This window comes from Paracoccus sp. (in: a-proteobacteria) (assembly GCF_046462195.1).
Taxonomy (GTDB): Bacteria; Pseudomonadota; Alphaproteobacteria; order Rhodobacterales; family Rhodobacteraceae; genus Paracoccus.
Genome location: NZ_JBKGUN010000001.1, coordinates 1 through 12,580, shown reverse-complemented (window position 1 = coordinate 12,580; position 12,580 = coordinate 1). Strand labels below are relative to the sequence as shown.

Genomic DNA, 12,580 nt, shown 5'->3' with positions numbered 1-12,580 from the left:
CGCCCCGCAGCCAGGACGGTGAAGCAGGTTCCGTGCCAAACGTCGAGGCAGGAGCCTTTCAGCAGCCCGTTAATGGGGTAAGAGGAAGCCCTGCTTCAACGCCGAGTTCCGCAACAATGCCCTCTCCTGAGATACAGCAGAGACCATACTGCGATGTTAGAAGATTGGCGGCAATGATCACATTGGGCTCTTCACGCTGATGCCGTGCCGCCCGCTGAACGTTCGCTTGAGTCAAGTAAGCCGGCATGAACGGCAGACCGCCTGACAGAAAAGGCATGACTATGCGCCACGGAACACTGACCCGAAGATCCTCATATCAGCATGTGCTTTTTCCCAATGGGTGAACCAGATCGAGAGTCTGGCCAGTCACGGGCCATTGCCGATTGGTCGGGCCTGTCTGGCGGGAACCCACGCGACCTTGGACGTCGTGCCGCTACAGAGCGTGACATGCCCGCAACGGAAGGTCGCCTGCCGCTGCTTCGTGAGATTTTTCCGAAGGATCCGAACTGTCGCAAGAACTTCGTTGAGCCTACCTGCATGAGCATGCGGTTTTTCTGGCAAGGAGTCATATGCTCCATGTCCGGAATGTGGATGAACACGTTGGCATGACAGCGGACATGAGCGACAGGCTGCCCCGCATCTGTCTGGAGGGCAGTTGCCGCTGCATCAGCCATGTTCCGGAGGACTTGGCAATTTTCCGGACCTCAGGGCCCCACGCAGATCGGAGCGCGCATGGTGGGCGCCTGCCCCACCTCAGCGCTGAAAGCCCGAAAGCCGAGGTCGTCGATCAGGATGATCCGGTAGACGGGATTGCCATCCGTCCACCACGGGTCGGCCGTGTCCAGATCCGTGATGAAACGGTGGGTGCAGGATTGACCCGAACTGTAGGCGATGCCCTCGGGGCTGGTGCCGGACATCGGGATGTGGATGTGACCGAACACGATATGCCGCACACCGGCTGGATGTGCCGCAAGGCGGGCCAGCAAGGCCCCGCCGTCGTGGAGGCTGATGTCGCGGAAATGGCGGATGCCGTCCCGGATCGGCGGGTGATGCAGGAAAACGGTCACCGGCTTTTCGTCCGCACTCGACAAGGCCTCATTCAGCCAACCAAGGCGGTCGCTGCCATAGATCCCGCCGATCACGTCGGCCTCGTGCGTGTCGAGGAACAACAGCCGCCCGTGATCGGTGTCGATAAACGATTGGACGTATCCATTGAAATCCCGCGGATGGTCCGGAAAAGCCGCCACGAATTCGGGCCGTCGGTCGTGATTGCCCAGCATCAGACGCACGGGGATCGGCAGGGGCGCCAAGATCTCGCGCAGGAGGTCGTAAGCCTCGGCGTCGCCATGGTTGCACAGGTCGCCCGTGATCGCCAGCAGGTCGGCATCGGCATGGCGAGTGCCGATATCCGCCACGGCGGCGCGCAGGCGTGCTTCGGGATCCACTCCATTGGCGGAAACGCCCCGCGGCATCAGGTGGGTGTCGGTCAGGTGGATGATCTTCATCTTCAATCCCTTGAAAAGGAAATGCGGGGACATCGCCCCCGCATCATGGCCTGCGTGCAGCACCCATGCTTATTGCATCAGCGCATTCGTCTGCTCGACCATCTGGGCCAAGCCGTTCTCGGGCGTGACCTCGCCCCGCATCACGGTGCCGATGATTTCGCGTTGCGTGCGCCAGATGCGCACAGAGTCACCGCCCGGATAGCCCGCCCATGGCAGCGAACGTTCAGCCTGTCTCGCGGCGGTCGCGACATTCGGATGCTCGGCATAATAAGGGGCCAGGTAATCCTCGCCCGTGGCGCGCTGGTTGGTCGGCAGATAGCCGGTGATGCGCACGATGACGTTCTGCGCCTCAGGGCCGGTGACCCACTTGATATAGTCCCAAGCCGCCTGCTGCTTGGCCTTGTCCTGCGTCAGCATCACGGCCGAATTGCCTCCTGTGGGCACGCCGCCATCCTCCGGATTGTCCAGCGGAAAGGTTGTCGTCACCAATTCGAACCGGTCGCCGACCAGGCCTTCGATCGTCTGAACATGGGCAGGGGTGGAAAACAGCACGCCTGTCATTCCGGCCCCGAACTGCTGGCGAGCCTGATCCCAGTCGAAGGTGGGCGCTCCGGCCTCGGCCGCCATCTGGCGGATCATGGTCAGGGCATTCAGCCCGATCTCGTTGTCGAAGGCGACCGTGCCGGTTTCAATGTCCACCAGCGTGCCCCCTTGTTGATAGATCATCGCCTGCCACAGCCAGTCATCCGGCCAGCCCGCGATGTCATAGGACATGCCGGACACGCGCGGATCAGCCGCGTGGATGGTCTTGGCCAGCGCGATCAGTTCGGCAAAGGTCGTGGGCATGTTGTCAGGATCGCCGCCCGCCGCGCGCACCAGATCGGCGTTCACATACATGATGGGCGAAGACGCGTTGACGGGCAGGCCGTATTGCTTGCCATCGACCATGCCAAGCGCGACCATGTTGGGAGAAAAGTTCTCCTCCAGGAACGCCTGCCCCCCTTCGCCCTCGATGAAGGGGGCAAGGTCGACGATCTGCTCACGCGGGGCCAGCGTGTGCACCAGTTCCGCCGTCAGGTTGTAGCCCGAGAAATAGACATCCGGCAGGCTTCCCGTCACGGCAGCGCGCAATACCTGTTGCTGGCCCTCGTTATAGCCGACCGCAGGGGCGAGGAAATTGATCGTCACATCCGGGTTTGCCTCCATGAACGCGTCGGCCAGCGGCTGGTGGAATTTCGTGAAGCCTGGCAGGTTATAGAGCACGTCCAGCGTGACCGGTTGCGCCATGGCCATGCCTGGCAGGGTCAGGCCAAGGGCAAAGGCGCCGAGGGCAAAGCGTCGGGTGAAGTTCATGTTCGTCTCCGGATAAGGGATCTACTTGACCCCGGTCATGGTGATGCCGGCGATGAAGTTGCGTCGTGCCAGCAGAAAGCAGACGATCATCGGGGCGGTGATCATGGCGGCCCCGGCCATCAGCGCGCCGTAGTTCGCGCCCGTCTCGACATCCGAGAAGAACAGCATCCCCAGCGGCGGCGGGGCGAGCGCCGTGTCGGACACGACGATCATGGGCCAGTAAAGATCGTTCCAGTGGGCCACGACCGAAAAGACCGAAAAGGCGGCGAGCGAGGGCAGCGAACCGCGCAGCACGAGCCGCCCGCAGATCTCCATCTCGGTAAAGCCATCCATGCGGGCAGCTTCGATGATCTCGTCGGGGTAGGACCGGAACGACTGGTGGAACAGGAAGATGGCAAAGACCGACAGGAAGAATGGCGCCATCTGCGCAAAATACGTGTTCAGCAGGTTCGCCTTTGCCAGCCCCACGAACAGCGGCAGCGCCAAGGCCTGCATCGGCACGCACAGCGCGGCGATCACCAGCACCATCAGCAGCCGGCGGCCGGGAAAGCGCAGCTTGGCCAAGGCATAGGCGGCGGGAACGGCCGTCAGCACCTGCACGACAAGGATACCCGAGCAGACGATCACGCCGTTCAGCATGAACCGGGCCATCGGCACCGAACGGGCCGCCTGGGAATAATTCTCGACGCCGCTGAAACTGTCGGGAACGGGCCAAAACGAGATGTCGAATATCTCGGCCGGGGGGCGGATCGATGTCAGCACCATCCAGTAGAAAGGCAGCAGCATGATCCCGGCCCCCAGGGCCAGCACGAGGTGGGGAATAAAACGCAGCATCAGTAATGAACCTTCCGTTCCATGCGCAGCGTCTGGCCGATGGACAGGATCAGCACGATCGCCAGGAAGATCAGCGTCAGGGCCGCGGCATAGCCCGTGTTCGAATACTCGAACCCTTCCAGATAAAGGGCGTAAAGCAGGGTTTCCGACCCCGACCGGCCCTTTGTCAGCACGGCCACCGTTTCAAACACCTTGAAGGCCGAGATCGACGTGGTGACGACCACGAACATCGTCGTCGGGCCGAGCATCGGCCAGGTGACTGTCAGAAACCGGTCGATGGAGCTCTTGGCGCCGTCGAGCCGTGCCGCTTCATGCAGATCCTTGGGAATTGCGGTCAGGCCCGCCAGGAACAGCACCATGTTGAAGCCAAGCACCTGCCACACGCCGATCAATGCCATGGTCGGGATCAGCAGCGCCGGGTTGCCCAGAAAGGACACGGGCTCGAACCCGGCCCGCGTGATCGCGGCATTTACCGGCCCGAGCGAAGGGTGAAGCAGGAACTGCCACACCGTCGCCATTGCCACCAGCGTTGCCGTCACCGGCAGGAAATAGGCGGTTTCCCAAAAGGCGCGCGACTTGCTGCGCCCATGCACCAGAAGCGCGACGCCGAGCGCCAGGAACACGCCCGCGGGAATGACGATGGCGGCATAGAGTGCAGTATTCATCAACGCGCGGGTGAAGACCGGATCACTGAAGGCAGCTACGAAATTCCTCGGCCCGATGTAATCCCAGTTCAATGCGCCCAGGCGGTAATCGGTGACCGAGAAGCCCGCCAGGACCAGGATCGGAATGATGTAGATGGCCAGCAGCAAAAGGATCGCGGGCATGGCGAAGATGAGGCCACGCGGGACGCTGCGGGGACGCGCCAGTGCCAGTGCGTCTACGGATTGTGCTGCGAGGGTCACGCGGCAACCCTTTCGCGGATGCGGAGCGGACGTCGATGCCCGTCCGGGCCGAACAGATGCGCCCGAGCGGCTGCAAAGCGCAGGTGCATCACGTCGTCTGCAGGCGTGTCATCAGCGTCGGATGCACTCTGACGCAGCACGATGGTCTGTCCGACGGCTTCCAGCAACTCACAGGTCAGGAACCGGTCCGCACCTTGGGTCTCGATCCGCAAAACCCGCGCGGGCAGACCGGTGGCGGCAAGGTGAAAATCTTCGGCACGGATGCCCAGCGTGGCTGGTCCCGCGCTGGCGACGAGACCCGTCGGCACTCCTGCAACAGTGACCTGCCCCGTTGCGGAAACCTCGGCCGGAAGGAGGTTGATGGTCGGAGATCCGATGAAGCGCGCAACCGCCAGCGTCGCTGGCGCGCGGTACAGTTCGTCGGGTGTGCCAAGCTGTTCGATCTGTCCCTCGATCATCAGCGCGATCCGGTCGGACATGGTCATCGCCTCCACCTGGTCATGCGTGACATAGATGAAGGTGGCACCCAGGCGGCGATGGAGCGCTGCCAGTTCGTCGCGCATATGCGCACGCAGCTTGGCGTCGAGGTTGGAAAGTGGCTCGTCCATCAGAAAGGCTGCGGGCTGACGCACCAGCGCGCGCGCCAAGGCGACCCTTTGACGCTGACCGCCCGAAAGCTGGGCCGGCTTGCGGTCCAGTAGATGGGTGATCTGCAGCGTCCCGGCCGCCTGGGCGACGGCGGCGTCGATCTGTTGCAGCGCCTGTCGCGAGGCAAGCAGCCTGCCGATCAGCGGCAGGCGCCGGGCCAGCGTCAGTTCTCGCATGCGAAGCGGTGTCGCGATGTTCTGTCGCACGGTCATGTGCGGGTAAAGTGCATAGGACTGGAACACCATCGCAAGGTTGCGGTTGGACGGATCCCGTCTGGTCACGTCCTGGTCGCCGATCGCGACGGAACCCTGATCCGGTTGCTCCAGCCCTGCGATGATCCGGAGCAGCGTGGACTTCCCGCAACCGGACATGCCAACAAGGGAGAGGAATTCCCCTTTGCGCACCGACAGGTCTATGCCCTTGAGAACCTCTGTCTGGCCAAAGCTTTTCCGGATTCCTGACAGATCTATCGATTGACGCAACATCTGCGCTCCTTTTTTGGGAGCGTTTTTCAGTCGGATGTTTCAGCAGGATAACAGAAGCGTAAAGTTTTCACGAAAGGTCATTCGACTGCACGACAGGCCGGGGAGGCCCCGTTCCCTGTTCTCGGGCTGTCGCAAGCGGTCCAGTCACGTCCTGATCATCTAAAACTGGCGACTGATGCGCCTCTTTTTAATATCGGCGGAGCAGCCTGCTGCCGCAGTCGCGTACGCTTGTTGCTCCTTTGCCGGTGCTGATGGAGATGCTGCACGTTAGGGAACAGGTCCTGCAATAATCCTGCACGCAAGAACCTGACAGCATGGTGCAAGATGATCGCAGCGCTGATAGGGGCAGGCGGACAGTCACCTGGACGCCCTTATACCTGAATGTTTGAATCAACTTTACAGGAATACGGATAAGGCGCTAGATCGCGGAGAAAGTTCGGTCCGGTTGCCCCGATACGGTAGATCGGCCCCAGATCATCGGAAGCATCATGATGAAGCGTCACCTTCCTTTTGCCCTCCTCTCCTCGGTACTGTTCGCCTCGACTGTTCTGGCTGCAGAACCCGTAGCAGTGGTGACGCATTACGCCGACATGGCTGAGGCGGAATATGCGGACAGCCTGTCCACCGCCCGGGCGCTGCAGGTGGCCGTTGATGCCCTGATCGCCGCACCCTCCGAAGAAACCATGGTGGCCGCACGTCATGCCTGGATTGCTGCTCGTGTTCCTTATCAGCAGACCGAGGCCTTCCGTTTTGGAAATCCTGTTGTCGACGACTGGGAAGGAAGGGTGAATGCCTGGCCGCTGGACGAGGGGCTTATCGACTATGTCGAGGCAGGCTCGGCGCAGAATGAAGAGAATGACCTGGCCGGACTGAATGTCATCGCCACACCGCGGTTCACCCTGTCCGGCACGCCTGTGGATGCCAGCGAGGTCACGCCGCAGCTGATCGCGGAAACCCTGCACGAAGCCGACGGGGTCGAGGCGAACGTCGCCTCAGGCTATCACGCCATCGAGTTCCTGCTGTGGGGGCAGGATCTGAACGGCACCGGTCCCGGCGCAGGCGAACGTTCCCATACCGATTTTGTCCAGGGCGAAGGCTGCACGGGCGGCAATTGCGACCGCCGCGCCGCCTATCTGAGGGCCGCCACCGTTCTGCTGGTGTCGGATTTGGAAGAAATGACATCGGCTTGGGCCGAAGGGGGACAAGGCCGCGCGGCCGTTATGCAGGACCCGCAGGCCGGGCTGCTGGCCATGCTGACCGGGATGGGCAGCCTGTCCTATGGTGAACAGGCGGGCGAGCGGATGAAGCTGGGCTTGATGCTGAACGATCCCGAGGAAGAGCATGACTGCTTTTCCGACAACACGCATAACAGCCATTATTACGACGGCCTTGGCATTCGCAACATCTACCTCGGCACCTATACCCGCAGTGACGGGACCGAAATGATCGGGCCCTCGCTGTCGGAACTGGTGGCCCAGCGCGATCCTGCGGTGGACGCGCAGCTTCGGGCCGAACTGAATGCGACCGTCGACAAGCTGATGGCGATCAAGACGGCCGCCGAAGGCGGTCTGGCCTATGACCAGATGCTGGAAGCCGGCAATGCCGAAGGCGAGGCGCTGATCATGGCTGCGGTGGATGCGCTGGTGACTCAGACCGCCTCGATCGAGCGGGCGGTGGGCGTGTTGGGGCTGTCGGGTCTCGAGGTCGAGGGTTCGGACAGCCTCGACAACCCCAACGCGATCTTTCAATAGGCCATGACCCGCCATGCGCTGGATTGCCAAACGCGGCGGATGCTGCCTGCCCTGCTGGCATTGCTGGCAGGACCGGCTTTTGCGCAAACGCTGGATGACCGGCACCTGTCGGTGATCCCGCGGACAGCCGAGGAGACCGCACGAATAAGGGCCATTCTTGCGGTCCCTTCCGACTTTGCCAAAGCCGAACCTTTTGAAACAAAACCGGCTGGCGCCGCCACGGTCCGCGCCTGCGATACGGCTGATGCCTTCAGCCAGGGTTCGGCCAACATGCCTTTCGCGCATGAGATGGACTTCAAGTTGGGCAATGCGTTGTTTCGCAAGACATGGGTCGCTTCTCCCGCCTCGACGCTGGCCTCGGACGGATTGGGGCCGATATACAATGCACGCGGGTGCCAGGACTGCCACCTGAAGGATGGCCGAGGCCATGTTCCCGCGACCGACAAGGACGCGCGGGTGTCGATGTTCCTGCGCCTGTCCGTGCCCGGCGGCGCTGCTCCCGAAGGGATTGAGGAATGGCTGCCCACCAGTCCCGACCCGGTCTACGGAAGCCAGTTGCAGGATTTTGCGACCTTTGGCCTGCCTGCCGAAGGCCGCATGGACATCACCTATGCCGAACACTCCGTGACACTGTCCGACGGTCTGACCGTATCCCTTCGCACCCCGCAATACGCCATCGGCGATCCGGGCTATGGTCCCTTGTCGCCGGATGTGATGCTGTCGCCGCGTATCGCGCCGCAGATGATTGGCCTCGGCCTGCTGGAGGCCATTCCTGCGGCCGAGATTTTGGCAAACGTTGATCCGGAGGATGCCGACGGAGATGGCATATCGGGACGGGCACAGATCGTGATGTCGGTCCGATATGGCGTCTCGATGCTGGGCCGCTTTGGCCTGAAGGCGGGGAACCCGACGGTGCTTGAACAATCGGCCGAGGCATTCGCAGGCGACATGGGCCTTTCCAACCCCCTGCACCCCCTGCCCCATGGCGACTGCACCGTCTTGCAGCCCGCCTGCCTTGCCGCGCCCCATGGGCAGGAGCCGGGACAGCGTGACGGGCTGGAGGTCGACCGCGCCAGCCTTGATCTGGTGGCTTTCTATGCCCGCAATCTGGGTGTGCCCGAAAGACGGGGGGCCGCCGATCCCCGCGTGCTGCGCGGCAAGGCCGTTTTTCATGACACGGGTTGCGCCAGTTGTCATACCCCCAAGCATGTGACCCATCGCCTGCAGGATCAGCCTGAACAAAGCTTTCAGCTGATCTGGCCTTATTCGGACCTGCTGCTGCACGACATGGGCGAGGAACTGGCCGACCACCGCCCGGAAGGCCGCGCGACCGGCACCGAATGGCGCACCCCGCCGCTTTGGGGGATCGGACTGACCCGCACCGTCAGCGGCCATACGGATTTCCTGCATGACGGACGCGCGCGCAGCCTGCTGGAGGCGGTGCTGTGGCATGGTGGCGAGGCTGCGCGTTCCCGTGACGGTGTCATCGCCCTGCCTGCCGACGACCGTGCGGCCCTGATCGCCTTTCTGGAGAGCTTGTGATGCCGCGCCTGTTGATCCTGCTGATGTTTCTGACGGCTTCGCCCGCGCAGGCCGACATGACCCGTCTGGTTGCCGATCATGTCCTGCCCCGGCACGAGGCCTTTGCCCGTTCCACCGCCGCATTGGCGCGGGCTGCCGAAGACACCTGCGATCCCGGGGATCTGGCCCCTGCCTATCACGCTGCTTATGATGACTGGCTGGGCCTCCAGCCCATCCGGGTCGGCCCGATCGAGGAAGATGGACGCGGCTTGGCGATCGCCTTCTGGCCCGACCCCAAGGGCCTTGGCCTCAAGGCCCAGCGGGCGCTGCTGGAGGGGGATCCGGCCCGGCTGGAACCGCAGGCATTTGCGCAGCAATCGGTTGCCGCACGCGGGTTGACCGGGCTGGAGCGCCTGCTGTTCCCGCAAGAGCCTTGGCCTGGGGAGACCTGTTCGCTGATCCGCGCCACATCGGCCGATCTGGCGCGACTGGCTGCCGAATTGCGCGATGGCTGGCACGATGACTTCGGTCCCCTGCTGCTGAGCGCGGGCGAGCCGGGCAATCCCCGCTTTCTGACGCAGACCGAGGCGCGTCAGGTGATGTTCACCCAAGTGATCACGGCGCTGGAATATCTCAAGGACCAGCGTCTTGGCCGCCCCATGGGCAGCTTTGACCGTCCTGCCCCCGAACGGGCCGAGGCCCGCGCCTCGGGACGCAGTCTGCGCAACGTGACGCTGTCGCTGGGGGCGATCCGGGACATGGTCGCGACTTTGTCCGACAAGGCTCCGGACACCTTGGCGGCACTGGACCGCGCCATTGAACTGGCGCAGGCACTCCCCGATCCGGTTCTGGCGGGGGTGTCCACTCCCCAAGGGCGCCTCAGGATAGAGATCCTGCAGCAGGCGGTGGACGCTGCCCGGCAGACCGCGCTGGATGAATTGGGACCGGCCTTGGGCGTCACGGTCGGCTTCAATGCAATGGATGGTGACTGATGACAACGCGACGTCTGTTCCTGGCAGGTCTGGGCGCCCTCGCCTTGCCGACAACCGGCTGGTCCGAATTGGGCAGCCCGGCCTGTCTGGCGGCGGGAAGGTCGGACGAAGGCCATGTCCTGCATGGGCTGACCGAACGGGGGGAAAGCCTTTTCGCCCTCGCTCTGCCCGGCCGAGGCCATGCGGCCGCCGCTCATCCCCATCTGCCGCTGGCCGTGGCCTTTGCCCGACGCCCGGGCACCTTTGCCATCGTGCTGGATTGCCGTGACGGCAAGATACGCCACCACCTGACCCCACCCCAAGGGCGGCAATTCAACGGCCACGGCGTGTTTTCAGGCAACGGACGGGTACTTTATACGTCGGAGGTGGTTGCGAGTACGTCCGAAGGGCGGATCGGGCTGTGGGACACGACCCGCTTCATGCGGATCGGCGAATGGTCGTCCGGCGGGATCGGTCCTCATGATCTGAAACGGCAGGATGATGGCACGCTGATCGTGGCCAATGGTGGAATCGCCACGGATCCCGCCGATCGCAGCAAGCTGAACATCGACAGCATGCGCCCCAACCTTGCCAGGCTTTCGGCAGACGGCCGCATCGTCGCCCGCGCCGAGTTGCCGGCACCGTTCCGGCAAAACTCGATCCGTCACCTGGCCCTGGGCCAGGACGGGCTGGTGGCCTTTGCGATGCAATGGGAAGGCGATCCGTCCGAAGCGGTGCCGCTGCTGGGCATGTGGCGGCCCGGGACAGAGCCTGTCCTGTGTTCGCCCCCGGCCGCCGAGGCCATGCGGATGCACGGCTATGCCGGCTCGATCGCGATGAACCGTCAGGGTCTGATCGCGCTTACCTCTCCACGAGGGGGCGTGGTGATGATCCATGGACCCGATGGTGCTCATCTTGCGACGCATGCACGTGCCGACATCTGCGGTGTGGCGCCCTCAGGTAAAGGTTTCCTGGCAAGTGACGGCAGCGGCGTCATGTGGTCCTGTACCACCAGCGCCCTGAGCCCGCTGGTGCAGGGCGGTCCAGCTTGGGACAATCATCTGGTGGCGCTGATCTGACGACCTGTGACCAGCGTCATTAGCGTTCATTTCAGCAAAGACAAATACCTTTTCGGCAACCTGCAGGAACGGGTTGTCGCGGCAAAGGTTTGCAGCCGCGCAGGAAACAGGGTGACGGACACGAAGCCCGACCAGGCGGCACGAAGGCATCTCTGCCCCTCTTTCCCCGCTGGCACCTGACGATCGTCCATTCGCCCCTCGCGGACGAAAGGGTCCCGCAGTCAGACGTCGACCCCTGCGCAACGGGCGGTGTTGCGGATATGATCCTGCATCCGGGCCTCTGATCCATCAGGGTCCCGGCGTTCCAAGGCTTCGATGATGGCACGATGTTCTGCGATCGACTGGCTCATGCGGTCGGGATCGGTGTTCGGGATGGGCTGGCGCTGCGTCTCTGTCAGAAGCTGCTGCACCGTCCGGTAAAGGCCCGACAGCATGCGGTTGGGACAGGCAGCGGCGATGGCAAGGTGCAGTGCCAGGTCAGCCTCGACATGGGCAAGCAGGTCGCCGGCACTCCAGGCCTCTTCGAACGCCTGGGCGGCATCCCGCAGCGCTTCCGTGGTATGAGGCGTCATGGCGGTGGCCGCCAGTCGGCACAATTGGCCTTCCAGCAAAAGCCGGGTCTGGAACACCTCGCGCAGATCATAGGCATCGTCATAGCGCCAGGTGGTCGAGTGGGATCGCGATGCGGGGTCCAGCACGAAAGTGCCGCGTGCCGGCAAGGTCTGGACGAGACCCAGCGTTTCAAGCGTCAGCAGAGCCTCCCGGAGGGACGGGCGCGAAACGTTCAACTGTCCGGCCAGCAGGCGCTGCGAGGGCAACTTCTGTCCTGCCTTCAGCTCTCCTGACCTGATCATCTCCTGCAGGCGACGCGCGATCGTTTGCGTCACCGGTCCCTTGTCCCATATCAATGGTCACTGCCTTTCCTGAGGGCATCCTGTTCCTGTTTCCTTTGCTCATACCGAGAGAAGCATTGCAAACCTGACGAACCCGTGGCTTCATACTGGTCAGACCGGTTTGTCCGGTCAACCAGAATGATAAAAAAGAACGGGGAGCTATCATGCAAAGACATGGAATGGGAAGGACGGCGCTGTTTCTGGCACTGCTGGCAGTGTCGGCATCAGGCGCGGCCGCACAGGACAAGATCACTGTCGGCGCGAATATCGGCAATGTGCCGTGGGAATTTCAGGATGAAACCGGTCAGTTCGTCGGCTTTGAGATTGATCTGGTCGCCGCCGTGGCAGAGCGGCTGGGTGCCGAGGTCGAGACCGTGAACATTCCCTTCAACGGCCTCTTCTCGGCCGTGCAGTCGGGGCGGATCGACATTGCCACCTCTTCGATCACCATCACCGATGAGCGGCTGGAATCCGTGACCTTTGCCCAGCCTTATTACGACAGCGATCAGTCGCTGACGGCCTTGGCAGAGGGTCCGGCGTCTCTTGCGGAGATGGAAGGCAAGGTCGTGGGCGTCGACACCGGTTCGACCGGCGACATGTGGGCCACGGCGGAACAGGCCAGCCATGGCTTTGCC

Annotated in this window: 11 protein-coding genes; 5 read left to right on the top strand and 6 right to left on the bottom strand. The window is 63.0% G+C overall.

Annotated features, from left to right (window positions below; genetic code table 11):
• Positions 1–704: 704 nt before the first annotated feature.
• From ACLHHB_RS00055 to ACLHHB_RS00035, 5 genes are all read right to left on the bottom strand, one after another.
• Entirely contained in the window at positions 705–1,505 is an 801-nt protein-coding gene (locus tag ACLHHB_RS00055; protein ID WP_410216231.1) for a phosphodiesterase, read from the bottom strand.
• A 69-nt stretch (positions 1,506–1,574) separates the two neighbouring features.
• Entirely contained in the window at positions 1,575–2,858 is a 1,284-nt protein-coding gene (locus tag ACLHHB_RS00050) for an ABC transporter substrate-binding protein (protein ID WP_410216230.1), read from the bottom strand.
• Positions 2,859–2,879: 21 nt separating this feature from the next.
• The gene (locus ACLHHB_RS00045) at positions 2,880–3,692 is read right to left on the bottom strand and encodes a carbohydrate ABC transporter permease (RefSeq protein ID WP_410216229.1); all 813 of its coding nucleotides are present in this window, start codon (positions 3,690–3,692) and stop codon (positions 2,880–2,882) included.
• Positions 3,692–4,597 carry a carbohydrate ABC transporter permease gene (locus ACLHHB_RS00040; protein WP_410216228.1) on the bottom strand — a complete coding sequence of 302 codons (906 nt, stop codon included), beginning with the start codon at positions 4,595–4,597 and terminating at the stop codon, positions 3,692–3,694. Before ACLHHB_RS00040 ends, ACLHHB_RS00045 begins: the two co-directional genes overlap by 1 nt.
• Complete coding sequence (locus ACLHHB_RS00035) at positions 4,594–5,730, bottom strand: ABC transporter ATP-binding protein (protein WP_410216227.1); 1,137 nt, start codon at positions 5,728–5,730, stop codon at positions 4,594–4,596. The genes ACLHHB_RS00040 and ACLHHB_RS00035 overlap by 4 nt, the downstream gene beginning before the upstream one ends.
• Positions 5,731–6,218: 488 nt before the next feature.
• On the opposite strand from ACLHHB_RS00035, the gene ACLHHB_RS00030 reads away from it, so the two are divergent.
• The 4 genes from ACLHHB_RS00030 to ACLHHB_RS00015 are packed head-to-tail and all read left to right on the top strand — an operon-like array spanning position 6,219 to position 11,052.
• Entirely contained in the window at positions 6,219–7,481 is a 1,263-nt protein-coding gene (locus ACLHHB_RS00030; RefSeq protein ID WP_410216226.1) for an imelysin family protein, read from the top strand.
• 3 nt (positions 7,482–7,484) lie between these two features.
• Positions 7,485–9,023, top strand: a complete 1,539-nt coding sequence (locus ACLHHB_RS00025; protein WP_410216225.1) for a di-heme oxidoredictase family protein — start codon at positions 7,485–7,487, stop codon at positions 9,021–9,023.
• Positions 9,023–9,994: an imelysin family protein gene (locus ACLHHB_RS00020; protein ID WP_410216224.1), complete on the top strand. Its 972-nt coding sequence runs from the start codon at positions 9,023–9,025 to the stop codon at positions 9,992–9,994. The genes ACLHHB_RS00025 and ACLHHB_RS00020 overlap by 1 nt, the downstream gene beginning before the upstream one ends.
• Positions 9,994–11,052 carry a DUF1513 domain-containing protein gene (locus tag ACLHHB_RS00015; protein WP_410216223.1) on the top strand — a complete coding sequence of 353 codons (1,059 nt, stop codon included), beginning with the start codon at positions 9,994–9,996 and terminating at the stop codon, positions 11,050–11,052. The genes ACLHHB_RS00020 and ACLHHB_RS00015 overlap by 1 nt, the downstream gene beginning before the upstream one ends.
• A 221-nt stretch (positions 11,053–11,273) precedes the next feature.
• Here the strand turns inward: ACLHHB_RS00015 and ACLHHB_RS00010 are convergent, their stop codons facing one another.
• Complete coding sequence (locus ACLHHB_RS00010) at positions 11,274–11,939, bottom strand: FadR/GntR family transcriptional regulator (RefSeq protein ID WP_410216222.1); 666 nt, start codon at positions 11,937–11,939, stop codon at positions 11,274–11,276.
• A 185-nt stretch (positions 11,940–12,124) separates the two neighbouring features.
• Between ACLHHB_RS00010 and ACLHHB_RS00005 the strand changes: the two genes are divergently transcribed.
• The coding region (locus ACLHHB_RS00005) for a transporter substrate-binding domain-containing protein (protein ID WP_410216221.1) at positions 12,125–12,580 on the top strand (456 nt) is incomplete at its 3' end.